Here is a 25,132-nt window from a genome sequence, read left to right as displayed (position 1 = left end):
GGATCACCCGCGCGATCGATCGCTCACGGTCGGCCGCTTTCCCACTGGCGCAGTTTCTCGCTCTCGTGCAACGCGTCCCTGAGCGTCGTTAACTCGGTATCCAGTGTCGCGGTCAGGTCGTTGCGTGGCACTCCGCTGAACATCGCCTTCTGCCCGGTGTGCAGCGCATCGCGCACCGTGTCGATGGTCGCAATCGAGGGGGACTGCGTGCCGATTTCCGCGCGCAATGTCTCCAGGGCTTCGCGCAACCTCCCCGCCTGCGGCCCCGGTGCAGGCGCAAGCCGCTCTCCCTCTTCCAGGGCGCGCGCAATCTGCGCCGGTGTCGGCGCCGAAAACAGCGCGATCGCCTCGTCGATGGGCTCGGCCAGCGCCTGAAGCGTGCGTTCGATGGTGCGTTGATGATTGGCCGCGGTGACGGCACGTTCCTGATCCAGTCGCGTCGCCTGGGTGGTATTGGCGCCGTTCTTGGCCTTCAGCGCATTCCACACCGTATCGTTGAACAGGGTCTGCACCGCCTGCTGCACGACCGTGGCGGTGGAATTGGCGGCCTCGCCCACAACGCTGCCGTTTTCGTTGCCGCCGCGCAACGGCGCAGCGATCAGGCGGCCGGCCCCGAGCGAGGCGAAATTGGCCAGCACGTTGCTGAGCATGTGACGGCCCAGCACATCGCGTAGCGCAGTGGTGATCGCGTTGGTGGTGCTCAAGGCTTGCCTGGCCAACGCCAGGCCTTCTTTCCCGGTCTCCAGCAGATAATTGGGGGGGAACCGCACAGCGTCGGACCATTGCGCCGGCCGACGCGTCTTGTCCGGCAATGCCAGCGAAAACAGATTCAGCCGCTGCTGTCCGCCAAGCAGGTCGGGCACGCTCATCTGGCCGGTGCGCGCCACCGCCTTGCCGGTTTCGAGCATCGCCTTCTGCACCACCCCTGCCCCGCCAATGGCGAGCGCGCTCAACCCCAGTTGGCCGGCCGGCGTGCGCGTGCCCGGGTCGTCGGAGGTTCGCCGCGCCGCGTTGAATCCTGCGTTGATCGTCGGCTTGAGCAACAAGGTGTCCAGGGACTTGTCGTCCAACGTCGATTGCCACTGGGTGATGCCCTGGCGGAGGTCGTAGGTCTGCGCCTTGAGCTCGGCAAGCGTGGGTGCGTTGCCCTCGCCCGGGCGCGTGAAACGCTTGGTTCCGTCGGTGATTTCCAGCACGGCCGGCGGCGGATCGGGCACCAGGATTTTCGGGTCGATGGTCTGAAAACGCGGCAAGTTCGCAACGCGCGCGCGCCGATCCATTGCCGGGATCAGCAACGTATCGCTGGCATAGGACACCACGCCCGCCACCGCACCGGACAGCGTTGACGTACTCAGCGTCTCCGATCCGGGCGGGCGCGAGTTGTCGTAGGCGGCGCCTGCGGCAAGACCGAACGGAGTCCGCATCGAGCCGATGACGAAGGCCCTGAGACACTCGTAGGCGATCGGCCACGCTGCCTTTGCGCCTGCCGTCTTCATATCGCCGACGATCTGGTATCCGGCATCCGGTCCGAACGCGGTGATGCGTTCATCCACGCGCGCGTCCGCCCATTCCAGATACGCGGCCTGCAGCGCCTCCTGCTCCTCCGACGGCGCTGCAAATGGCACTGCATCCAGGCGTGCGCGTAACTGCCCCTTCAAGTCAGCGGCTGTCGACGCACTGCGCTGCGCATAGGTCACTGCAACGGCAGGCGCGTCCGACACATCGCTGACCGAGGACCCGGGGCTTAGCGGCGGAGTGTAAAACGCTGCATCCGTCAGCTCCGAAGAATGCGACGACTGCGAGGACTCCGAGCGATGGGATGCGCCATGCGAGGACTCGGCATGACTTGCGTCGGTCGTCGCGCGACGTGGAAACGCTGCGCGACGACCGCGTAACATCGGACCCGGAGAGCGTAAGCCCGCGAGCGGCCCGGTTGGAGGCCGCGTCTGCGGTGCTGCAGCGGCCTCCTCGGCCTGCGTTGGGTGTGTGGGGGCAGGCGAGGTTGCGCGGCTGCTGGAAGAGGCCCCAATGTCGCTGGTGAGCTTCATGAGGCCACCTCGGCCGGGTTGCCGGCCTGCGTCACCAGCGCATCCAGCACCACACGGGCGACCACTTGCCCGCGCTCCAGCGCGGTGGCCACGGCATCGGGCGTGCGCTCGAGCAACAGCGGGCAGACACACAGCAGCCCAAGATCCGAGAGCGTGAGCCGCCATCCGTAGTGCGTCAGTAATTGTTCCTGCAGTGCCAGCAGCGTTACCACCTCATCGCCGCCGAGCTCGCGTGCGGCCAGTGGCAGGATGACTTCCGGAAAGGCCGTCATTTCGCCCTGCTGCATCTGCGTGTGGACACGGCACAGCATACCCGCAGGCCCAAGGATGGTTTCACCCTCGCCAAGTCGCTGCGCAAGCTCGTCGGGCAACCCAAGACGGAGCGCCAGGCTGGTGAAAAATGCGTCGTTCGCTGTGTGGAGTTTTCCCAATTCCGACATTGTCCGAAATCCTCGAGAAAGTAGGCGATGAGTACCGATACACCATTCCGGTAGGACAAAGTCTCCGGTACGGGACGCATACCTGGGTAAAGCCCTGCGAAAGACTCTTGCCGTGCGCGAAGATGTCCTGCCGAAAAACGTGCAACCGAGACCTGGATCAAGTGCACCGCACTCCGAAGCAATGCGAGATCACGTTGCACACCACGGGTCCGGAATTAAGTCGCTTACACCCCTGACATTCGCATCGATATGCTCGACTTCGCGATGCAGGTCGCAAAAATGGGTCAGCGTGCTGCATTGTTTCCGCCCATAGCGGCCACCCGAAACATCAGGCGTGGATTCGCTATCGAGCGTTGCGCTTCACCCTATTTCATCAATACAAGCGAGTGGTATTCATGAAGGTTTCTTCCGCACCCCAGACAGCACGTTCCTACAATAACCATGTAGTGAATTCACCGAGCGACGAAAGGCAAAGCAGGCCAACCACAAAAACCGATGGACCGCTTGCACAACTCCAGGGACGTTCCGCTCCGAAGAGATATCGCACCGCTCCCAAGCCTGCTCAATCGTCCGCACAGGCTCAGCAAATGCGGCCACTTGGCATGCCGCCATTCCACGCAGGCACCTGCAACGATTGCGGCCTTCATACGATTGCGGCACTGACCGGGCTTCCTGAGGCGCATGTGGTCAACGGGCTGGGCCTGACACCAGACAATATTCAATACATTAGCCAACATGGCATGACGCCCGACCAATTTACCTGGGCAATCAGCAAATTCGAAAATGGCAGTGTCAAACACCAGCGCGGATCGCCGGAAGACCTTGCCAGTGCACTGCATCAGCTTCCAGATTACGAAAAGATTGCGATCGGCATGGAGCGTCATTCAGGCATCGGACACCTGGTTGCTGCGATGCGCCAAGGTGAAAAGCTGGTCATCTGGGATCGCCAGGTCAGCCATGTAACAGAAGTGCGAACGAGAGAGGAGTTATTGAATTATTTCAATAGCAATAATGTGTCAAGTGTTCAAACGTGGTCCCGTCAGTGATCCCCAGTAGTCCGTAGCTGTTCGCAGGCAACTGGTAAAAATCCTCTGCCACACCCTGCTGCAGGGCTGCAGCCGAAGCGCTCAGCCCTGCATTGATCCGGCCGTTCACCTTATCAGGTAGGCAAGGATAATGCCCTTCGGGCAGGCTACGCCAGTGGCGCTGATCGATCGATAATCAAATTGCCGCTGCGCTTGCATACACGAGTTTATGCTTGACCAGGAGACAGTGGTTTCGCACGCTGAGCCGCCCCTGGCCTCCGATGCCCGCATCATGCAGCGTACCGAATGCCACCAATAGGCATGGCCGCTCCTCATACATCACCCCGCAATAGCGCGTAGATCGCGCTGGACAAAGATGTCTGGCATGACGACTCGTCCTCTTATGACCATCAGGCGGGATGATCCGCAGTCCGCTTTCCGCTTTTCGGATAACCCAAGCGGAGATTCGCCCAGCGAGCTAGCCTCTCACGTTTCGATGCAGCGTCATTGCGACGCTCGCCACCTCTAGAGCTCTCGCGAGCACCCCCAGCCCGGGGCCGCTGCGGTAATGCCTGCCGGTCGCAAGCAGCAGCCGGCAAGGCACATTGGCGTTCAAAGTACCAGGATCGCATCAGGCGATCATGGCGATCGCCTGCGCTCCTCTCACAGCGAATGCCGAACAGAGGCGATCATTACCTGCGCCGCCCGCCCCGCAAATTCCGGAGGTTTTCCTTCGTGTCCGCCTCGAAGTTGTCCGCAACGTCCTTCGGGATAATCTGCTTCCCCAACGGCACTCCGCCCGCGTCCTCCAGCTTCTGGCGGATTTCGCCGTTTTTCTTCTCTTTATCCAACCGCACCTCTTCATAATGCAAGCCCGCCAACACAGGCGCCTTGAGCATGTCCGTCGATCGATTAATGTCGTTGCCTACTAAATATCCTTTAACCCCATCAATGCGCTTTTGCCGCTTGGTTGCCCCCTTGCCTTCTCCTTTGACTGCGCCCTCGCCTGCGCCCTTGGTCGCACCCTCGCCTGCGCCTTTGGTCGCACCCTCGCCTGCGCCCTTGGTCGCGCCCTCGGTTGCACCCTTGGTCGCACCTTCGCCTGCACCCTTGGCCGCGCCCTCGCCTGCGCCCTTGGTCACCCCCTTGGCTGCGCCCTCGGCCACCCCTTTGGCGACCCCCTTGGCTGCGAGTCTGGCCGTGGGTCCACCGGCGGCACCCACCAGCGCCCCAGCCATGTTGATGCCGGCGAGTTCCCACGCCAGTTTCATGTCGCCGCCTTGCAGTGCAGTGTCGAGAACCTGTGCTGCCTGCGCTTCGCTCTCCAATGCCACCGCTCCTACATCCGCAATCTCGCCGATGATGGGGATGCCGTTCAGTGCACTGAGTCCCACGGAGGCCCAGTCCAAGATCTTGCTGTCCCACTTGAGGAACTCATGCAGTCCCTTGCCGAAGGTGCCGATGTCCTTTTTCTTCTGCTTGATCTCGGGTTGATCGGCTTTGCCCATCAACATGTCCGCGACCGCCTTCTTCTGGTCGGGCGATGTTGCCGCGTGCGTGGGCGATTTCTCCACGGCCTTGTTGGCCGCCGTCATATGATCGTAGAACTGCTGAAAATCCTTGTTGCTGATCTTGCCTGAGTCGACGACATGGCCACCGCCGAAGAAGCTGTGGGGCTTCTTGTAGCCAGTGATCGAATTGTTCAACAAGCCGAACAGCAGCGGGTCGCCCAACAACTGTTTGGCGGCGTCGCGCACGGCGGGGTCGGCTTTATCGTCCTTGACGATCGTGTCGAGCTTGTCGCGGGTCACCTCTTTGCCGTCGCCGAAGAACGCATCCTGGTGCGTGTTGATGGTGTCGAGCGTTTTCAGCTCGGGGGCGGTCAGGTGCATCTGCGATGCGGATTTCTGGAGAAAATCCGGCGTACTCATCGAACCCGAGTCCCCCGCCAGCGCCTTCCACTGGTCCGGGTGCTCACGAAAGTACTGCGCGGCGGCGATGACCTGCGGCGGGCACTTCTTGGTCTTGCTGTCGCCTTCGACCAAGTGCTTGAAGGCGTCCTGGTTCAGATCCTTCGGCAGATAGTCCGAGTAGCGATAGAGTTCGCGCATCGCGTCGCTTTCGGTCATGACCGTTGGCTGGGTCTTGTCCGGGCTGTCCGACGCCACATAGTTTTGCGTGTAGCCCTTGGCTTGCTTGTTGGCGTATTCCGCGACCTGCGCGTGGCCGGCCGAGAACTTGCTGAGATCGCCGGCGGTGATCTTGCCGCCACACTTGCCATCGCCCTGCGAGCCAATGGCAAAGAACAGCCGCGGATCCTTCTGCAGTTCGGTCAATGCCTTCTTCAGATCCGGCGGCGTCGCAGGATCGTTGATCTTCGCGTCGAGATCGGCCCAGGCGACCGGCAATTGGTCCTTGTGGCGATCGAGCGTGGTGACGATTTCCAATTCGTTCTGGGTGAGCGTCCCGTCTTTCCAGGTGACCGACGAGCCGTCCACCGCAGGTGGCAGGTCGCGCCCCTTCATTTTTTCGGGATTATAGGTCGCGTTCTTTCCGCCCAGCTCAGTCACCTGCGGATGGCGGTCGGCAAAGTCATAGAGGTTGGCGGCAATGAGCGTGCCGTTGCATTTACCCTGGTCGTCGTGGTGGTGCTTGCCGTGCCCCTGCGATGCCATCGCGAAGAACAGGCCAGGGTCCTGTTGCAGGCCTTGCAGCGCCTTTTTCAGGTCGGGTGGAGTGGATGGATCGTTGATCTTTTCGTCGAGCTTGCCGAACTCGATCGGCATCATGTCGCGATGCTGATTGAGCGTGGAGACGATCTCAAGCTGGGACTGCGTGAGCGTGCCGCCGTCCCATGTCACCGATGAACCTTCTGCCGCAGGCGGCGGAGTCGATCCCTTCAACTTTTCGGGGTTGTAGGTCGCGTTCTTCCCGCCCAGCTCACTCACCTGCGGATGGCGGTCGGCAAAGTCGTAGAGGTTGTCTGCGATGAGTTTGCCGTTGCACTTGCCCTGGTCGTCGCCGTGGTGCTTGCCGTGGCCCTGCGATGCCATCGCGAAGAACAGCCCAGGATCCTGTTGCAGGCCTTGCAGCGCTTTTTTCAGGTCCGGCGGGGTGGATGGATCGTTGATCTTTTCGTCGAGCTTGGCGAACTCGATCGGCATCTTGTCGCGATGCTGATTGAGCGTAGAGACGATCTGAAGCTGCGACTGCGTGAGCGTGCCGCCGTCCCAGGTCACCGATGACCCCGGCATGGCGGGTGGCGCGGTGGCCCCCTTGATGTCCTTGGGGTCGAACGGGGTCGGCAGCGTCGGCCAGGACGTGCGTTTCTCGATCGGCTGGTTGGCTTGAATGTCGTCCGCTGAAGGCGTGGGCAACCCCGGAATGTCGTTGCCTGGCCCATTGATTGGCGTGTTGCCGTAGGTGGCGGCAATCAAGCTGTAAATCTGCTGCAAGAACAGGTTGTCCATCGCCAGCAACAGATCGGAATCATTCATGGCCGAATCGGATCCGGGCGCCTCCGGCGACGACGCGTCATCCGTGAGAGGTAGAAACAGACCGGCGGCACTCCCGGTCGAAAGCGTGTTGAGCGACATGTGCGGCCTCGCAATGGCAGAGCAGTGACAGAGCGGCTGCATATGAGTACATGCTCATACGGTCACACGGGCATGTCTCATGCGGCGAACACGAATGTTGCCATTCTCGCCAAGGGATGCATGCGCCGATGAACTATTTTGGCGAAAAAAGCGCAAGAAAGTGCGCGCGGGCGGCGAGCCTGCAAACCGAGGTAGAGGTAAGACACGCTGATCCATGGACGCGGGCACGAGACAATTGGCCGGATCGTTACCATTGGCTGCGCAGTGAATAGTCTGCAGACACGCCTATGAAGCCCGCGGATCGCCTGGCCGCAGCTCGCTCATTCCGCTGGAAGCGGAAGCTGCGCCAGCAACTTGTCCAAGGTGATCGGATACTCACGGACACGAATGCCGGTGGCGTTGTAGATGGCGTTTGCGATGGCCGGCGCTACACCTGTCAGCCCCAATTCGCCGACGCCTTTCGCCTTGAGCGGCGACATGGTGGGATCGACCTCGTCGATGAAATGCGCCTCCAGATGCGGAATATCGGCATGCACGGGCACTTCATAACCAGCCAGGTCGTGATTGACGAAAAAGCCCAAGCGGCGATCGACCGCCATCTCTTCCATCAGCGCGGCGCCGACACCCATCACCATGCCGCCGATGATCTGGCTTCTGGCAGTCTTCGGGTTGAGAATGCGTCCGGCCGCACAGACCGCCAGCAGGCGTCGCACGCGGATTTCGCCGGTGTAGCCGTTGACGGCCACTTGCGCAAAATGCGCACCGAAGGTCTGCTGGGCATAGCGCTCCTTCAAGCCAGCGAATTCCATCGCATCCTCGACCACGATGTCGTGCTGCTCTGCCGCGTGGCGCAAAGGCACGCGGCGCGTGCCGGCCGTCACCATGCCATCGGCAAACTGCGCCGCGTCCGCCTGCATGCCAAGCCGCTGGGCGATCGCGTGACGGAGGGCGACGCACGCTGCATACACGCCTGCGGTAACCGAGGCCGCGCCCTGCTGACCGCCCGACCCTGGCGTCTCCGGAAAGCTGGAATCGCCCAGGCGGACGACGACCTGCTGCAATGGCACGCCCAGCATCTCGGCAGCGGTCTGCGCCACGATGGTGTAGCTGCCTGTGCCGATGTCGGTCATGTCGGTTTCGATGGTCACCGTGCCGGTGCGATCCAGACGCGCACGCGCACCTGCCTTGGAAATCGGTGCACCGCGCACGGCGGCGGCCATGCCCATGCCGATCAGCCACTGCCCATCGCGCACGCTTGCCGGCCGCGCCAGCCGTTGGCTCCAACCGAAGCGCTCGGCACCGACCCGCAGGCACTCGACGAACGCGCGCGTGGAAAACGGCTTGCCCGCGTTCTCCGGATCCACCTGGGTGTCGTTGAGGATGCGCAGCGCAACCGGATCCAGCGCGAGCTGTTCGGCCAGCTCGTCCATGGCGATTTCCAGCGCCATCATGCCGGGCGCCTCGCCGGGCGCGCGCATCGCGTTGCCTTCGGCAAGGTCGAGCACGGCAAGGCGCACCTGCGTCATCCTGTTCGCACCTGCGTACAGCACGCGGGTCGAAAGCGTGGTGGGCTCGGTACGCCCGCCGGGCAGATTACCGGACCAGCTTTCGTGGCCGATGGCGGTGAGGCGCCCATCGCGTGTGGCGCCCAGCCTGACGCGCTGGATCGTCGCTGGCCGATGGATGGTGCTGTTGAACATCAGCGGCCGTTGCAGCGTCACCTTGACGGGTCTACCGACCGCTTTGGCGGCGAGTGCGGCCATGACCAGATCCGACTGGACCGTGCCCTTGCCCCCGAAGCCGCCGCCGATATACGGCGAGAGCAAGCGGATGTGCTGCTTGGGAATGCCGAGGATCTTGCCCAGATCGCGCCGGCCCCAGTTCATTTGCTGGATCGAGGTGCGGCAGGTGAGCTGATCGCCCTGCCAACTGGCGATGCTGGCATGCGGCTCCATCATCGCGTGCGCCTGATCCGGCGTGGTGTAGCTGGCATCGACCTTGACCGGCGCGGCTGCGAAGGCCGCGGCGAAGTCGCCCACCGAGGTTTGCGGTGGACCGCCAAATGGCGCCTGCTGTGCGATCGGCGCACTGTCCAGCTGCTGCGCCAGGTCATAGCGGCCGGCCTCACGCACATACTCCACGCGCACCAGCGCAGCCGCCGCACGCGCTTGCTCGAAGGTGTCGGCCACCACCACCGCAACGGGCTGGTGATAATGCTCGACCTCGGGCGCGGCCAGGAAGCGCTGCACGTAGAACTCGCCGGTTGCCAGTGCCTGGGCGTTCTTGTAGGTGAGCACATGCAGCACGCCGGCAGCTTTCGCAGCGTCGGTCGTGTCGATGTGCGCAATACGCCCCTTGGCGATCGCGGCACCGACGATGTAGCCGTACGCCAGATCCTGCACGTTGTCGTGCCACTCGTAGGCGTAGGGCGCGGTGCCCGTCACCTTGAGCGGGCCTTCGATACGGTCCACGGGCTTGCCGACCACCCTGAGCTGGTCGATGGGAGTGATGCCTGCCGGCGTGTCGAACTTCATTGAGCGTATCTCCAGCGCAGCATGCGAAAGCTGCGTATCGGGCAGTGCGATCGCGTGCTGTAGTTTCCTGCCCAACAGACGGCTCAGTTGCCAACAGGGCTGGGGATGCGCACACGAGCGCATGGCAAGCTGTTGTACCAGACCCCAGGAGCATCGACGCTGGTCGGGCCGGGATGCGCTCATGAGAATTTTTCAGCAATCACTTTGTCGCGTTTGGGCACCAGGCGCAGGTCAGAGGCAACCATCGCAAGGCGTCTGTCCCGGAGCCTGCCGGAGCAGTCCTCAGCGTCTGCCGAACATGTGGTGGCGCTCCTCATCACTGAGGGGCTGCCCGGCATTCGGGTTCACCTGGTCTTTGAGCGCATAGGCACGCTGCACTGCCGGGCGTGCAGCAATGTCACCCTGCCAGCGCTGCAGATGCGGGAACGCGTCGTAATCGGGCTTCAGCTCGCCATAGACCTCGAACCAGGGATGGCTGGCCATGTCGGCGATGCCGTACTCGGCGCCAGCAACGAAGGCGTGCTCGGCCAGGCGCTGGTTGAGCACGCGATGCAATCGACGCACCTCGGCAGTGTAGCGATCGATGGCATAGGGAATGTTCTCCTGCGCATAGACGCTGAAGTGAGCCATCTGGCCGCTCATCGGACCAAGGCCACCCACTTGCCAGAACAACCACTCCAGAGCAACAAGGCGGCCGCGTGCGTCAGCAGGCAGGAACCGACCGGTCTTCTCGGCAAGATACAGAAGGATCGCGCCGGACTCGAAAACGCTCAGCGGTGCACCGCCATCGGCGGGAGCATGATCGACAATGACCGGCATCTTGTTGTTGGGCGAAATCCGCAGGAACTCAGGTGCGAACTGGTCGCCCTTGCCGATGTTGACCGGCTTGAGCGTGTAGTCCAGACCAGCCTCTTCCAAAAACAAGGTGACCTTGTGGCCGTTGGGGGTGGGCCAATAGTAGAGATCTATCATCGTCACTCAAGCTCAGTCAAAAGTCACAACGAGCCGTCCGGTGACATGCCCCTGGGCACTCAGGTCATGCGCCGCTGCAAGGTCCTGCAGTTGGAATGTCTGCGCTACCGGCAACGTAAAGGATCCCGCGACACAGAGTGCCGCAACCTGCTCCAGCACTTTCGTCGCGCTTTGCTTATCCATCGGCTCAAAGGAGGTCGTCACCCCGTATTGCGGTGCAGTGAGATCGGCGATCGACACCACTTTCGACGGGCTACCGGTGATTGCCACCAACTCCGGAATCATTCCAGAGTCGACCACATCGAGCGCGGCCTGTACCCCTTCTGGTGCGAGTTCGGCAACACGGTGCGAAAGACCCGGGCCGTAGGTGGTCGGGATCGCTCCCAACGAACGTAGATAGTCATGCTTTGGCTCGCTTGCCGTGCCGATTGTGCGGATACCAGCAACACGCGCGAGTTGAAGTGCGGCAGAACCCACGCCGCCAGCAGCACCGCTAATCAATAGCGTCTCCCCGGGCTTGACTCCCACCTGCTCGATGATGCGTGCAGCCGTTTCGGCAGCGACCGAGAGGCCAGCCGCTTCTTCGAATGTCAGTGCGTCAGGCTTGGCGGCCCACTCATCCAGGATGGCGTATTCGGCCATCGTATCGTTGCCCTTGCCAAACACGCTGCTGCCCAGCAGATCGGCCGGGACGCCTTCACCAACGGCATCGACAACGCCTGAAGCCTCGCATCCGCTTCCTGCGGGAAACGCAAGCGGCATCATTGCATGCATGTATCCGGCACGGAGTTTCCAGTCGATCGGATTGACTGCTGCCGCCTTGACCCGGATGCGAACTTGCCCCGGACCCGGCACTGGCTCATTGATCTGTTCGATCTTGAGGACATCAGAGCCACCATAGGCGTGGAAACGTACTGCTTTCATGCGAGCATTCCTTGAAGACGTGAGTGAATGAAATGACAACCCGAATCACATCGCAGGCTGAGCGCACCTACGAACTCCGGGATCCTGTCGACGCCGCCATTGTTCGCCCGCACAAACCAAGCGCATAGTCTCGAATACCTGGACATGATGTCTTGCAAATGGAACATCCCTTGGATATCGCAGCCCTCGCAGACTTCAACCTTGTCGTCATCCACGGGGGCTTCGGAAGCGCAAGCCGTGCCAGCGGGCAACCCAAGGCCACCTTGTCTCGTCGAGTACGTTCGCTTGAAGAGAGCCTTGGCATACGGCTTGTCGAGCGGGGCGGCCACACGCTACGGCTCACACCGGAAGGCGAAGTTCTCCACGCGAGAACGTCCGACCCCTTCGGCGAAATCGCCCAGGTGGTTGAAGAGCTGAAATCAGGCATCGGTCGGCCACGCGGCGTGCTACGCATCAGTGCGCCGCTGCTGTTTTCACACATTGCCATGGGGCGTATCGGCGCCGCCTTCCTGCGCGCGCATCCAGAGGTGCAACTGGAGGTGACTGCTGAAGACCGCCTTGTCGACCTGGTGGAAGACGGATACGACATCGTGATTCGCTTCAACCCTCCGACGGACGACAAGCTGGTCGGCCGGCGCTTTCTCAACGACCAATTGGTGCTGGTTGCCCCACCGGGCTTGAGTCGTCCTCAAGCCAGCGAAGCGGCTCCCTCCGGTGTAGAACTCCAGGTCATCACACGCATCGGCCGCAAGGTCATTCCTCCGTGGAAGGTCGTCGATAAAGACGGGCAAATTTGCACCTACCTCCCCAGGCCGGTGCTCTGGTACTCGACGCCGCTCCTGATCAGAAACGCAGTACTGGCTGGTGCCGGCGCAGCAGTGGTGCCGCGGTCCGCCGTGGTGGAAGACATCGCCGGCGGGAGGGTTGCCGAATGGGGCGTCGTACAGGCACCGCCGCTCGAAGGCTGGGTGTTGCATGCGTCACGCCGCCTGGTAAGCCCCAAGGTGACCGCGTTCGTCGAGTTTCTATGCGAGCATTTTTCCAAAGACACGCCCTAGCGGCTTCTGGTGTCGACGCATTTACGCTCAAAGACCGAACGACGCTCTGCGTTTCCGTGGGCAATCAGCGCCTTTTCAGATACTCGCCTTGGGTTTGTTGAATGTCGCAAGAGGAGAGCAGTTGTAGCGAAAGAGGCGCCATGGTAGAAAGCGGCTGTCGAAAGAGTGCTGACCGGATGGTAGCCCGGTCGCTGTTCAAGTGAATGGCAACTCCTCCCGCCTCAGGGTATCCGCGACACCTCCCGCCCCGGCATGCCGGTAGCGAAGGTGTGGCCGCTGATGCCTGGTTCATCGTCGACATACCTTCTCCATTTTTTAGCGAAGGATCCAAGACGATGAAACTCACACATAACACCATCCTCATCACCGGCGGCGCAACGGGAATTGGTCTTGCCTTGGCAAGGCGCTTCTCCGCAGACGGCAACCAGGTCATCATCTGCGGCCGCAATGCCTCCTCTCTTGCGCAAGCAAAGGCCGAAGTCCCCGCCTTGATCACGCGCATCTGCGATGTGGCAGATCCAAATAGCCGCAACGCATTGACACAGTGGCTGCAGGACGAGCACCCCACCCTCAACGCCATCGTCAACAATGCGGGGATTCAGGTGCATCGCGACTTCATGGCCGACCCCGCGATGGACACCCTCGACCAAGAAGTGGCTATCAATTTCACTGCTCCCATTCACTTGATCAGCCATCTATTGCCGTTACTGCAGCGGCAGACCAACGCTTATATCGTCAATGTCAGCTCTGGCCTGGCCTTTTCGCCAATGGCCGATGTCCCGGTTTACTGCGCCACGAAGGCTGCAATCCACTCGTTCACGCTCAGTCTGCGGCATCAGTTGAGGGACACGAACATCCGTGTGATCGAGATCGCTCCCCCTATCGTTGATACGGGTTTGGGCGGCAACACGCGCAGCGAAGGTGTCTCCAACAACATGATGGTCAGTGCAGAAAATTTCGTCGACGAGGCATTCGCGCAGCTTGAACAGGGTAAGGACGAGGTGCTTGTCGGCATCTCCGCAAGAACGCGCGAGTTGGGAGAAGCAATGTTCGATCGCATGAACAACCGCGCATAGTTCAACTTCGCAATTGAATCTGTGATCGCCCTTGATTGCGCTGAGCGAGTGGCGGTGATCTGGAGACGCGTCCGGGCTGATCATCAGAGAACTCGGCTATTTCCTGATGGCACGCAGGAATCACCTTGTAATGCGTGAGGAGCGTGGCCTTGCATATGCGAGGCCACGCTCTGTGTACTTGACGCTCAGAGGATCGGCTTGACCGCGTGAGACGCCCCTTCGATTTCCTCAATTCTTGAGTAAGTCTTGCCAATGACAAAGCAGCAATAGTCAGTGACCGCCCGCCGCAAACAGAACTTCCCAGTTAAAGAAGGGTCCGAACGGGATCACGTCCCAATCGATCAGGCCGGCCTTGGCCAGAGGGAACTCAGCGAGTGCGGACTTTGCAGCTGCTACCGAATCCGCCTCTGCAATGATCACGACACCGGGACGATCCTGTCGGAAGTAGATGTCACGAATAACGCCGTCCTTGTAGCGCTGCCAACTGTGCTGGACTTCTTCCAGCATATACGGCTTGTACTTTTCCAGGGTTGCACCCGGTTGCGGGATGTCGAGGCAAAGCAATCTCATGGTCAATGTCCTTGGTTGGCTGTCAGACGATTCAAGTGCTGCAAAAGCGACGGGTCGTCTCGGCAACACGGCGACCTAGGTACTCTGCCGTTCTGAGATCACTGGCAGGAGGAGCAAGCTCTGGAGCTTGGTCGTTGTTCGACTGCGTCATCACGCCAAGCCAACTCCCGAGGCGATTGAGATCGTCGACGCCTCCACTGCTGCTACTGTTCCCGGGCATTAGATCCAGACCCACCCAGATCATCCCGTGCTGCGCGGCAAACAACGCCATCGATATCAGGGAATTGAGTTTGTCTCCGTGCTGCGCACCAGAGTTGGTGAAGCCTGCCGCGACCTTGTCGCGCCACTTCATGCGCGTCCATGCCGCCTTGGTCGAATCTTCAAAGAACTTCTTCAACCTCGCGCTGATCATTCCGTTGTAAGTAGGCGATCCAAAAACGATCGCATCACTTGCTTCAAGCACCATCCAGTCGATCCTGTCATCGGCCACTGCAATCAGCCTGACATCGACCTCGTCAACCTCTCTGGCGCCCTTTGCCACGGCCTCAGCGACTCGGGCCGTATGGCCAAAACCGCTGTCATATACGATAGAAATCAGCATCTGCCTACCTGTCAATTTTGGTGCTGTGGTGCCTCCTCGCGCGGAGTCGACCGAGTCAGGCGCGTATTACTCATCTGTCTCCGGTGCATTCGATACGCACCTGCGGGACTATAAAGTAGAAGCCGAGCCAGCATTGGCGGCCATTTTTCCGGAGGATGCATCCGCATTTTCTACAATGGCAGCGACAAGGAGCTCGCGTAAGATCTATCCAGGATTCTACGAAGCAGCAGCGATGCGATGAGAGCAATACACTCACGAAGTAGGCCACCAGACAATCCACCAGACAATCCAATGAAGAACGATTTAGTACGACAACGTTTTTTTCCGGTATCCAGTGCGGAGCGGCCAGGATTTTCCACGGTCGTCATTTCTACTTCAGCCCCTTTTCTCCACAATCCGAGAACGCAAGGACCATCACGTGCGAAACAGATTTGATGGTGTGCAGTTGTTCGTCGAGGTTGTTGAGGCCGGAGGCTTCGCAAAAGCAGGCCAGCGACTCTCGCTCACGCGTTCAGCGGTGGGCAAAGCCATAGCGCGTTTGGAAGATCGGCTCGGCGTCCAGCTTTTTCAGCGGACTACCAGATCACAATGCCTGACCGAAGATGGTCAGCAGTACTACGAGCGCTGCCTTCGCGCGATAGAAGAGTTGCGGGTCGGAGAGGTCATGTTGGAGAACGGCCAACGCGAAGTGGCCGGCAAGCTTCGCGTCACCCTCCCCGTCCTGTTCGGCCGGCATTGCGTGGCGCCTATATTGCGCGCGTATGCACGGCAGCATCCCAAGCTGGAACTTGAGCTGCACCTGAGTGATCGCAGTGTGGATTTAATTGCAGAGGGCTTTGATCTGGCAGTGCGTAATGGAGGAGTAGCCAGCGGATCGTCATTGCGTTCTCGCCGCCTGATAAGTCAACGCAAGGTTCTGTGTGTCTCTAAGAACTACCTGGCGACACATGGTGAGCCGCGCACACTTGAGGATCTTGCAGACCATGCATTGCTTCCATACTGGCGTAATGGACAGGGTCTTGTCTGGCGTCTTCCAAATGCCGAGGGTGAGCTAGTCGACGTTGCGGTCAGCTCACGCATGCGCCTCAACGATCTTGAGGTGATTGCAGACGCAGCAACAGAAGGGATGGGGCTGGCGTGGCTACCCTACTGGCTGGTTCGGGAACGGATGCAGCGTGGAGCGCTTGTAGAAATCTGGGGAAATCGGCCAAGCACGGTCATGGAATGCAGCGCGGTATGGCCAGCCATGCATTACTTACCGCTCCGATCACGCCTGGCAATCGACCTGCTCGCCGTGGAACTTGGGAAGTGGAAGGAGGAATGAACCGTAGCGCGACTGCAGAGATACGCGAGTCCATGAAAGTCGAACCTGGCGTATGGCCCATGTACGCGGTCGCGATCAAAGAACAGCCGCGAGGCGGGGTCTTGTTTGACGAAGCTCACTCACACGATCAGCCATGAATCTGGCGCCCGAATCATCTCCAGCACTACAAATCAGAATGCCGATGAAAACAGATGAATCTTAATCGCGCAGACTTGGCCGACTTTGTCTATTTCCTGACAATTGCGCGGCATCTGAGCTTTAGCCGTGCTGCCACAGAGCTTGGGGTGAGTTCTTCAGCGCTGAGCCACGCCATCAAGGGACTGGAAACACGCCTGGCAGTCAGGCTTCTTCATCGCACCAGCCGCAGCGTCACGCTGACAGCTGCCGGCGAACAGCTGCTGCAGGCGATATCTGGGCCGTTTGGAGCCATTGGCGAGGCCATAGAGCTGCTGAACCAGCACAGGAATTCGCCCGCCGGCCGTATCCGGCTCAATGTCATCAACGATGCAGTGCCGCTCCTGCTCGGCCCGGTGCTACCGATCTTTGCGGAACGCTATCCCAAGGTGGAAGTCGATCTTGTTTCGACCAATCGGATGATCGACATCGTCGAGGGAGGCTTTGATGCGGGGATTCGCTACGGTGGAACCGTGCCGGAAGACATGATTGCCCAACGGCTATCGCCGGACATCCGATGGGTGGTCGCCGGGGCGCCCACATACCTCGCACGCCATGGCATACCGCAGCATCCGCTCGACCTTCACCATCATCAGTGCGTGCGCATCCAGCTGGGTAATGACCGCATCTATCGCTGGGAACTCGAAAAAGACAGCGAATTCCTGACTATCGACGTGCCCGGGACAATGACGATTGACGACACCAGGCTAGGCCTGGCCCTACTCACAGGTGGGGCAGGATTGGTCTATGCGCCCGAGCCAGTGCTGGCTCCGTTGCTTGCGGCAGGCACTGCCCGGCTCGTGCTGGAGGACTGGGCCAGCCCTGGACCCGGCTTTCATCTTTACTACTCGAGCCGACGGCAACTGCCTACTGGCTTGCGCCTATTGCTCGATCTGGTCCGCGAGCTGGCTCCGCTCGGCACCTAAATACCTTGCGTTGTCACCAGCCCAAATTTTGCTTCGCGCGGGGTGCGCGATATGCGGTTCGCGTGCCCTGGTGGGCAGGCGCTCGGCAATGACATAGACACCTTCCTTGCTGACGATCCGGACGGCAGGGACTCATTGCGCGATCAGGAAGACCGCATAGATGTTTTCGGTGTAGGTGATGGTGCCGGTTAGCAGGCTTTCGCCTTGCGCACTGCCACCTCCGCTGGACGGCGCTTGCGGTGCTGGAGGTGACGGAGGCGACACGATGGACGCTGGCGTCGGCGATGCTGGGGCCGACCAAGTACCGGCCTGGATGCCGTACGAGAAGCTCGGTGCAACATCAGAAATGCTGTAAATCCCGGTCAAGCGCACGCCGTAAGCGGCGGCCAGACCTTGCGCCGATTCACGCGACTGCTTGGCTGCCTCACCTTTGAGGTCGGCACGCAGCCGCGCTACGTCGGCGTAGCTGCTTTGCAGCGAAAGCACTTGCACGTTCTCGTTGGCATCGAGCCCACCAAGGAAAGCGCGCACATCCACCAGCGAGGTAAAGGTCCCGCGAATCCTGCGCTCTATTTGAGTGCCTGAGAAAACGGTTGTTCCATTTTCGTAGCGTGATTGCGGCGAGATCGACAGCGCCGATGCATAGAGCGAATCTTTCATGACACGATTGCGCTGCAGCCCCTGCAAGACCTGCCTTGCGCGGTCTTCGACGAACTTTCGCGCTACATCCGGCTGGATATCGGTCTTGACGACCTTGAGATCTAGGATGAAACGGTCCGGATCAACCGTCCGCGAAGCCTGGCCCTTCACCAGCAAATGCGGCTGCGACGGCAGGCTGTTGACCTGTGCTGTCGCGGCGAGCGGCAGCATCAGCAGGCTTGCGAAAATCCAACCGGCAATTTGCTTCATCGGGTTCTTCCTTGATGAGAGAGGTGGTTATGGATGCGAGACGGAGTGGCTGAGCGCAGCGACGTCCGCACAGAGCCGATCGACCGACGCTGCCGTGGTCGCCCACGAGGTTACGAAGCGGATCACGTGGCTGCCATCGGCGCGTACTTCCCAGCGCTCGAAGTCATAGCGCAGCGCCAGTTGCGCGGCCTGCTGCGCGCTGACGGCGATGAACTGCTGATTGGTCGGCGAGTCGCTGGTGAACTGCGCGCCAGCGGCCCGCAATCCTGAGCGCAAACGCTGCGCCATCGCATTGGCGTGCGCAGCCAGCTCGAAGAACAATCCATCCTCGAACAAGGTGGCGAACTGCGCGCCCAGCACCATGCCCTTGGCCAGCAGCGCGCCGCGCTGCTTGATCAGATAACGGAAGTCGGCCTGCAAGGCAGGAGTGACGATGACCAAGGCTTCGCCGAGCAAGGCGCCGTTCTTGGTGCCGCCGATGTAGAACGCATCGGTCAGCGCAGCGATCGTCGGTAGATCCAGATCATTGCCATCCGCTGTCAGCGCTGCGCCCAGGCGCGCGCCATCCAGATACAGCAGCAAGTCGTGCGCGCGGCAGAAACGCGACAGCGCGTCGAGTTCGGCACGCGTGTAGATGGTGCCGCTCTCGGTGCTGTTGGAGATGTAGACCAGGCGCGGTTGCACCATGTGCTCGTTGCCATGCACGCCAAGCACCGGCTGGATCAGCGCCGGGGTCAGCTTGTCGTGCAGCGCGGGCACGGTGAGCACCTTGTGGCCGGTCGCTTCGATCGCACCGGTTTCGTGCGTGGCGATATGGCCGGCTTCGACTGCGATCACGGCCTGATGCGGGCGCAGAAATGCGGCAATCGCGGTCAGATTGGTCTGCGTGCCACCGACCAATAGATGCACGTCGGCCTGTGGTTGCGCGACCGCCTGCCGAATCAACGCAATCGCACGTTCGCTGTGGCGATCGGTGCCGTAGCCGGCGTTCTGCTCGGCACTGGCCTGCACCAGTGCCTGCAGCAGACGCGGGTGCGCGCCCTCGCTGTAGTCGTTGCGAAAACTGATGCGTACGGCGCTGCCCTGCCCGTCCATCACAACCCCTTGGCTGCCTGCGCAACCGCACGAAACAGCGCGCGGCCCTTGTTCATCGTCTCCTGCCATTCCAGGTCGGGATCGGAGTCGTAGACCACCCCGCCGCCGGCCTGCACATACAGGTAGCCGTCCTGGATGACCGCGGTGCGGATCGCGATTGCGGTGTCGGCATCGCCGTGCCAGCCGATGTAACCGACTGCACCGGAATACACGTTGCGTTTGACCGGCTCCAGCTCGCGGATGATTTCCAGCGCGCGGATTTTCGGTGCGCCGCTGACGGTGCCGGCCGGGAACGTGGCGCGCAGCACATCGCTGTAATTCAGGCCGGCCTTGAGCGTACCGGTCACTTCGCTGACGATGTGCATGACATGGCTGTAGCGTTCGATCACGAACTGCTCGCCGACTTTCACCGAGCCAGGTTCGGCAACGCGGCCGACATCGTTACGCCCCAGATCGATCAGCATCACGTGCTCGGCACGCTCCTTCGGGTCGGCCAGCAGTTCGGCTTCCAGCGCCTTGTCCAGCTCGGGCGTGGCACCACGCGGACGGGTGCCGGCGATCGGCCGCACGGTGACCACACCATCGCGCAGGCGCGCCAGGATTTCCGGCGAGGAACCGACCACCTGGGTGCCACCGACATCGAGAAAATACATGTACGGCGATGGATTGAGCGCGCGCAAGGCGCGATACACATCCACCGGGCGCGCGCGGAACGGCACGCGCAAACGCTGAGAAGGCACCACCTGAAAAATGTCGCCGGCGCGCACGTATTCCTGCGCCTTGCGCACCACCGCGTGATACTCCTCGCGGGTAAACGAGGAACGGAAATCCGACTCGTCGATCGCATCGGAAATCTGTGCCTGCGGATACCCCGCACCGCCCTGACGCAGGCGATGCGCCAGTTCGTCCAGGCGCCGATTGGCGCGCACATAGGCCTGCGGCTGGCGCGGGTCGGCATGCACGATCAGGTACAGGCGGCCCTTGAGATTGTCGAACACCGCCAGCTCTTCGGAGAGCATCAGCAGGATGTCGGGCGTGCCGAGTTCGTCGGGTTTGTCGCCGCCGCCCAGGTGCGGCTCGATGTACTGGATGCACTCGAAGCCGAACCAGCCGACCAGGCCGCCGGTGAAGCCGGGCAGGCCGTCGAGCTGCGGCACCGAATGCTCGGCGCGTAGTGCATCGACTTCGGCGAGTGGGTCGGCAACCTCGCGGGTTTCCAGCACTTCGCCGTGCTCGCTGATTTCCAGCGTATGCCCGCGGAAGCTGTACACGCGCCGCGCGGGCAGGCCGATGATGGAATAGCGCCCGAAGCGTTCGCCACCTTCGACCGATTCGAACAGATAGGTATAGGCGCCGTCGGCGAGCTTCAGATAGACCGACAGCGGCGTGTCCAGATCGGACAGCACTTCGCGGACAACGGGAATACGGGTGTGACCTTCAGCGGCCTGGCGCTGGAACTGCTCTGCGGTGATCAAGACGACTTTCCTTCCGGGACTCTGTGGCGGGGCGGACGACGGCAACGGGCCACCATCGCCACCAGCGGCGAGCGGAAGAGAAGGAGCGTGAAGTCGTCAGGCGGGACACGTGGGTACTGTAGCGCAACTGCTGGTTTAGGGCAGCAGGCGCGGTACCGAAGATGTGCGAATTGCGAAAGTGGGTTGGGTTGTGTGTTGTTGGGTGTGGCTTTTCAAGCTGAGCGACATCCGGGCCGGATGGCGCGTGTTTGTCGTTGATAGGTGTATTGGGCTGTGGGCTGTCTGCGACGACTTGCTGTTGGCCAATGTCAGGGCGAGATGCCTGGTAGCGGCATGTGTGTCGGCACAGGGACCCTCACCCCAACCCCTCTCCCGGAGGGAGAGGGGCTTACAGCGGTGCGATGGCGGTTGCTTCGCTTGAGCCGCAGTTGCTTCGCTTGAATCCCGATTCCCGATTCCCGATTCCCTATTCCCAGCTTCAAGCGCTGCGCAACGGGCACTCCACCGGCAAATGCATGCGCAACCGCGCCGGCACGCATTCGATGCGGAAATGCTGCGAGGTCTCAGGTTCACCGTCCAGATTCAAGGTCAGGGGTTGGTGCGAGACCATCTCCAGCCAGGGCAGCCGGGCGCGCACGGCAACGCGTTCCAGCGCGGCCTGTTTGCCGCCGGTGACCAGGGTGCCGAGGGTGGCGGCCACTTCGCCGTTGAGCGCGGGCACGATGGTGACGTCGAGCAGGCCGTCGTCGATCAAGGCTTCCGGGCACAGCGCCTGGCCGCCACCGGCCTGGCGCCCGTTGCCCAGGCCGAGTGCGATGAACTCGCCCTCCCAGCTGAAATCCGGGCCGCTGAAGCGGGCGCTGATCGGGTCGATCCGGCCCAGCCGCGACATGCCGGTAATCAGATAGGCCAGGCCGCCGAGCATCTTCTTCAAACCCTCGTCGGTTTCCACGGTGACCTGGGTACCGAAGCCGCCACTGGCGACATTGGCGCACCAATGCGGGCCGTGCTCGGCGTCGATGCGCAGCAGGTCGATCGGTTGCGCCGGGCGTTCGGCGATCAGCGTCAGCGCGTCGAGCGGCTCGAGCGGGATGTTGGCGGCGGTGGCGAAGTCGTTGGCGGTACCCAGCGGCACCAGACCCAGCGAAGGCAGCGTAGCGGCATCGGTGTCGTGATGGGCGAGTGCAGCGGCCACTTCGCTCAGGGTGCCGTCGCCTCCGGCGGCGACCACGGTGTGCACGCCATCGGCGACGGCTTCGCCGACATAACGCTCGGCGTCGCCCTCTTCCCAGGTGACCCGGACATCGAGCTGGATGCCGCGCTTGCGCAGCGTTCCCACCGCCTCACGCAGGTCCAGATTGTCGGTGGACTTGCCGTTGAGGATCAGACGCCAGTGGGACGGGGCCATGCGCGCTGCCAATGCTGTGGGAGTGATGCGCGCAGGCTAGCAGCGGGCCGCTGCGTGCATCGTGAATACGCATTGCCACCGGGCTGTCATTGGCATGTCATCGATGACCCGGAGGATGGAAGTCCATAGCAGGGACGACGGGCGGGGGCAGGATCAGCCTCCAATTTTCTTGAAGGTCGCTCCAATGGGAGCGGCCTTCTTTTTATGTGCCGCTGTTGCGCGCCGCGCTTGGATCAAGCACCAGCGGCAAATGCCGCTAGGCGCTCGCCGTCGAGCCGGTACACCGTCCAGCCCTCCATCGGGCGCGCACCGACGGCCTGGTAGAACGCGATGGCCGGCGCGTTCCAGTCCAGCACCGACCACTCGAACCGCCCGCAGCCACGCTGCACGGCCAACTGGGCCAGATGCCGCAACAGCGCCAGGCCAGCGCCCTGCCCGCGCGCTTCTGGACGCACAAACAGGTCTTCCAGATACAGACCGTTGCGGCCAAGCCAGGTCGAGTAATTGAAGAAATACACCGCAAATCCCAGCGCCTGCCCGTCCTGCTCGCAAATCAACGCGTGCGCGGTGGCGCCGTCGCCGAACAGGCTGGCGCGCAACGCGTCCGGGCTGGCCTTGACCGCGTCGGGCTCGTGTTCGTAGACCGCCAGTGCGGTGACCAGTTCGTGCAGCAGCGCGGCGTCATCGGGCGTGGCGCTGCGGATCTGCAGCGGGGCCTGGCTCATCGCACGGCATCCACCGCCGCGCGCATCTGCGCGATCACCTGCGCATAGTCGGGCGCGTTGAAGATCGCCGAGCCGGCCACGAAGGTATCGGCACCGGCGGCGGCGATCGCGCCGATGTTGTCGGCCTTGACCCCGCCATCGATCTCCAGCCGGATCGGCTTGCCGAGCGCATCGATCTTGGTGCGGATCGCACGCAGCTTGTCCAACGCCGAGGGAATGAAGGCCTGCCCGCCGAAGCCGGGGTTGACCGACATCACCAGCACCAGATCCAGCTCCGGCAGCACCCAGTCCAGAATGTCCACCGGCGTGGCCGGATTGAGCACCAGCCCGGCCTGGCACCCGTGCGATTTGATCAGCTGGATCGTGCGGTGCACGTGGCGGCTGGCTTCGGGATGAAAGCTGATGGTGGTGGCGCCGGCATCGGCGAAGTCCGGCACGATGCGGTCCACCGGCTCGACCATCAGATGCACGTCGATCGGCGCGGTGATGCAGTGCTTGCGCAGCGCCTGGCACACCATCGGGCCGATGGTGAGGTTGGGCACATAGTGGTTGTCCATCACATCGAAGTGCACCCAGTCTGCGCCGGCCTTCAGGACATTGTTCACCTCTTCGCCAAGACGGGCGAAATCGGCGGACAGGATGGACGGGGCGATCGCCGTCGGTTGCATGGGCAGCTCGGAAGGTAACGGAGCGCACATTCTCGCAACCGCGATCGCAGGATGAAAGCGTCAGGACGAAAGCGTCCTGCATCCGTGCGCCGCCATCGTGCGTACACACAGAACTGGCGCGCTGCGCCCGATTAAGGAGAACGCATGAAAACCACCCCGCTCGCTTCTGCCGCCATCGTTCTGTTGGCCCTCGCCCCGTCCGCCTGGGCACAAACCGGCCCGGCCGACTGGTCCGGCTTCTCCATTGGCGCCAATGTCGGCGGCGCCGACGTCAGTGGCGTCTCCGGCGGCCGCTTCGGCTTCGACACCAATCTGGACGGCCGCGATGGCGACCAGGTCAGCACCGCCACCGGTGCCGATGCGTTCTCGCCCGGCTTCTGCGGTGGCGCCGCAGCCGGCCGCACCCCGGCCAGTGGCTGCAGCAAGGACAAGGGCGGTGCCGAATATGGCGCGCGTCTCGGTTACGACTGGCAGGCCGGCAACTGGGTCTACGGCGTGGTCGCCGAGTACACCCGCAACGACCTGCGCGACAGCGTCAGCGCCTTCAGCACCACCCCGGCGTTCTACACCTTCACCCGCCAGCTCAACCGCACCGCCGCCCTGCGTGGCCGGATCGGGTATGCCTTTGGCGAGCAGGGCGATTTTCTGGCCTATTTCACCGCCGGCGTGGCACGCGGCGAGTTCGACCACAGCTTCTCCAGCAGCAACACCGCCAACAGCTTTACCAGCAGCGGTGGCGACAGCGCGGACGGCTATCAGGCCGGTGTGGGCCTGCAGCGCCGCTTGAGCGACAACGTCTCGGTTGGCGTGGAATACCTGTTCACCCGCCTGGAGGACGAAGACACCCGCGTGCGCGTCGGGCCGGGCACCGCACCGGCGACCAATCCGTTCCTGCGCGTTAATCCGGCCGGTACCGACCTGCGTCGCACCGACACCGATTTCTCGGCCAATGCAGTGCGGCTGACGGCGACGTATCGTTTCTGAGTCTTGTGTATGTGAGTGACCACGACGCCTGGCCTTGAAACGGTCAGGCGTTTTTTTTATTGCGTGGGTTTCGGCCTCGATCCCGGAGCGGGTCGCTGCAAGGCCGGGCGCTGCGACCAGAGACCAGGCGCCAGGCCTTCAATCAGCGCTTGCGCAGCCGCTGGATGCGGTCGTAGGCGGCGTTGATCTGACTGGCCTTTTTTTCGGCCTGACTGCGGGCCTCCGGGCCGGCATTGGCCACCTTGTCGGGGTGGTAGCGCGACATCAGCCGGCGATAGGCCAGGTCGATCTCGGCAGTGGTGGCGTCCGGCTCCAGCCCGAGCGCTTCATACGGATTTTCCGCACGACGCTTGAACCAGCCGGCGTCCACTGCGTGGCCGATCGCCAGGCCGATCATCAGTCCCACCACCGGTGCCCCGCGAAACAGCAAGGCGCCGGCCAGTGCACCGAGCAGTTTTCCGTACCAGGACATGGGCGATCGGGGGCGGGGAGGCGGGTTGGCGATAGTACCCGAACGCCCGACCGGCCTGGCTGACACGGTCTGCACGCGGCCGCGCGGCGGCCTCCAATAAATCCAGCGGCGCGCACCGAAGCGCCGTA

21 protein-coding genes are annotated in these 25,132 nt (G+C 62.1%); 6 read left to right on the top strand and 15 right to left on the bottom strand.

Annotated elements, in window-relative coordinates:
- Positions 1–23: 23 nt before the first annotated feature.
- Together xopF1 and hap3 are read right to left on the bottom strand one after the other, a co-directional pair.
- Entirely contained in the window at positions 24–2,048 is a 2,025-nt protein-coding gene (gene xopF1, locus AC1PLU_RS02715; protein WP_481107634.1) for a type III secretion system effector XopF1, read from the bottom strand.
- Positions 2,045–2,488: an Hpa3 family type III secretion system protein gene (gene hap3, locus AC1PLU_RS02710; RefSeq protein WP_481107633.1), complete on the bottom strand. Its 444-nt coding sequence runs from the start codon at positions 2,486–2,488 to the stop codon at positions 2,045–2,047. The genes xopF1 and hap3 overlap by 4 nt, the downstream gene beginning before the upstream one ends.
- A 395-nt stretch (positions 2,489–2,883) precedes the next feature.
- Between hap3 and AC1PLU_RS02705 the strand changes: the two genes are divergently transcribed.
- On the top strand, positions 2,884–3,534 hold the full coding sequence (locus AC1PLU_RS02705; RefSeq protein WP_481107632.1) for a hypothetical protein: 651 nt from the start codon (positions 2,884–2,886) through the stop codon (positions 3,532–3,534).
- Between the two features lie 671 nt (positions 3,535–4,205).
- On the opposite strand, the gene AC1PLU_RS02700 is transcribed toward AC1PLU_RS02705, so the two are convergent.
- The 4 genes from AC1PLU_RS02700 to AC1PLU_RS02685 form a co-directional block, all read right to left on the bottom strand.
- On the bottom strand, positions 4,206–7,109 hold the full coding sequence (locus AC1PLU_RS02700; protein ID WP_481107631.1) for an HrpF/NolX family T3SS translocon protein: 2,904 nt from the start codon (positions 7,107–7,109) through the stop codon (positions 4,206–4,208).
- 320 nt (positions 7,110–7,429) lie between these two features.
- On the bottom strand, positions 7,430–9,643 hold the full coding sequence (gene paoC / locus AC1PLU_RS02695; protein WP_481094034.1) for an aldehyde oxidoreductase molybdenum-binding subunit PaoC: 2,214 nt from the start codon (positions 9,641–9,643) through the stop codon (positions 7,430–7,432).
- Positions 9,644–9,925: 282 nt separating this feature from the next.
- The gene (locus AC1PLU_RS02690; protein ID WP_481107630.1) at positions 9,926–10,615 is read right to left on the bottom strand and encodes a glutathione S-transferase N-terminal domain-containing protein; all 690 of its coding nucleotides are present in this window, start codon (positions 10,613–10,615) and stop codon (positions 9,926–9,928) included.
- Positions 10,616–10,627: 12 nt separating this feature from the next.
- Positions 10,628–11,539, bottom strand: coding sequence for an NADP-dependent oxidoreductase (locus AC1PLU_RS02685; protein ID WP_481107629.1), 912 nt, complete (start codon positions 11,537–11,539; stop codon positions 10,628–10,630).
- Positions 11,540–11,697: 158 nt separating this feature from the next.
- On the opposite strand from AC1PLU_RS02685, the gene AC1PLU_RS02680 reads away from it, so the two are divergent.
- Complete coding sequence (locus AC1PLU_RS02680; protein WP_481107628.1) at positions 11,698–12,597, top strand: LysR family transcriptional regulator; 900 nt, start codon at positions 11,698–11,700, stop codon at positions 12,595–12,597.
- A 335-nt stretch (positions 12,598–12,932) separates the two neighbouring features.
- Positions 12,933–13,673 (top strand): SDR family oxidoreductase, encoded by a 741-nt coding sequence (locus AC1PLU_RS02675; protein WP_481107627.1) that lies wholly within the window; start codon positions 12,933–12,935, stop codon positions 13,671–13,673.
- A gap of 270 nt (positions 13,674–13,943) precedes the next feature.
- On the opposite strand, the gene AC1PLU_RS02670 is transcribed toward AC1PLU_RS02675, so the two are convergent.
- Positions 13,944–14,243: a YciI family protein gene (locus tag AC1PLU_RS02670; RefSeq protein ID WP_481094039.1), complete on the bottom strand. Its 300-nt coding sequence runs from the start codon at positions 14,241–14,243 to the stop codon at positions 13,944–13,946.
- 31 nt (positions 14,244–14,274) lie between these two features.
- Positions 14,275–14,844 (bottom strand): flavodoxin family protein, encoded by a 570-nt coding sequence (locus AC1PLU_RS02665; RefSeq protein ID WP_481094040.1) that lies wholly within the window; start codon positions 14,842–14,844, stop codon positions 14,275–14,277.
- A 418-nt stretch (positions 14,845–15,262) separates the two neighbouring features.
- On the opposite strand from AC1PLU_RS02665, the gene AC1PLU_RS02660 reads away from it, so the two are divergent.
- On the top strand, positions 15,263–16,168 hold the full coding sequence (locus AC1PLU_RS02660; RefSeq protein ID WP_481107626.1) for a LysR family transcriptional regulator: 906 nt from the start codon (positions 15,263–15,265) through the stop codon (positions 16,166–16,168).
- Between the two features lie 191 nt (positions 16,169–16,359).
- Positions 16,360–17,268 (top strand): LysR family transcriptional regulator, encoded by a 909-nt coding sequence (locus AC1PLU_RS02655; protein WP_481107625.1) that lies wholly within the window; start codon positions 16,360–16,362, stop codon positions 17,266–17,268.
- Positions 17,269–17,400: 132 nt separating this feature from the next.
- On the opposite strand, the gene AC1PLU_RS02650 is transcribed toward AC1PLU_RS02655, so the two are convergent.
- From AC1PLU_RS02650 to rpe, 6 genes are all read right to left on the bottom strand, one after another.
- Positions 17,401–18,177 carry an SIMPL domain-containing protein gene (locus tag AC1PLU_RS02650; protein WP_481107624.1) on the bottom strand — a complete coding sequence of 259 codons (777 nt, stop codon included), beginning with the start codon at positions 18,175–18,177 and terminating at the stop codon, positions 17,401–17,403.
- A gap of 27 nt (positions 18,178–18,204) precedes the next feature.
- The gene (locus AC1PLU_RS02645) at positions 18,205–19,272 is read right to left on the bottom strand and encodes a threonine aldolase family protein (RefSeq protein WP_481107623.1); all 1,068 of its coding nucleotides are present in this window, start codon (positions 19,270–19,272) and stop codon (positions 18,205–18,207) included.
- Complete coding sequence (trpE, locus tag AC1PLU_RS02640; RefSeq protein ID WP_006448477.1) at positions 19,272–20,747, bottom strand: anthranilate synthase component I; 1,476 nt, start codon at positions 20,745–20,747, stop codon at positions 19,272–19,274. Before trpE ends, AC1PLU_RS02645 begins: the two co-directional genes overlap by 1 nt.
- Positions 20,748–21,225: 478 nt before the next feature.
- Entirely contained in the window at positions 21,226–22,155 is a 930-nt protein-coding gene (gene yegS / locus AC1PLU_RS02635) for a lipid kinase YegS (protein ID WP_006448476.1), read from the bottom strand.
- Positions 22,156–22,388: 233 nt separating this feature from the next.
- Positions 22,389–22,880: an N-acetyltransferase family protein gene (locus tag AC1PLU_RS02630; RefSeq protein WP_481107622.1), complete on the bottom strand. Its 492-nt coding sequence runs from the start codon at positions 22,878–22,880 to the stop codon at positions 22,389–22,391.
- The gene (gene rpe / locus AC1PLU_RS02625) at positions 22,877–23,548 is read right to left on the bottom strand and encodes a ribulose-phosphate 3-epimerase (RefSeq protein WP_481107621.1); all 672 of its coding nucleotides are present in this window, start codon (positions 23,546–23,548) and stop codon (positions 22,877–22,879) included. Before rpe ends, AC1PLU_RS02630 begins: the two co-directional genes overlap by 4 nt.
- Positions 23,549–23,692: 144 nt before the next feature.
- On the opposite strand from rpe, the gene AC1PLU_RS02620 reads away from it, so the two are divergent.
- Complete coding sequence (locus tag AC1PLU_RS02620; protein WP_006448473.1) at positions 23,693–24,532, top strand: outer membrane protein; 840 nt, start codon at positions 23,693–23,695, stop codon at positions 24,530–24,532.
- Between the two features lie 142 nt (positions 24,533–24,674).
- On the opposite strand, the gene AC1PLU_RS02615 is transcribed toward AC1PLU_RS02620, so the two are convergent.
- Positions 24,675–25,004: a J domain-containing protein gene (locus tag AC1PLU_RS02615; RefSeq protein WP_006448472.1), complete on the bottom strand. Its 330-nt coding sequence runs from the start codon at positions 25,002–25,004 to the stop codon at positions 24,675–24,677.
- Between the last annotated feature and the right edge of the window lie 128 nt (positions 25,005–25,132).

Source organism: Xanthomonas sp. NCPPB 2933 (assembly GCF_056725225.1).
The sequence above is the reverse complement of the archived record's forward strand: the minus strand, read 5'-3'. Positions and strand labels throughout refer to the sequence as shown.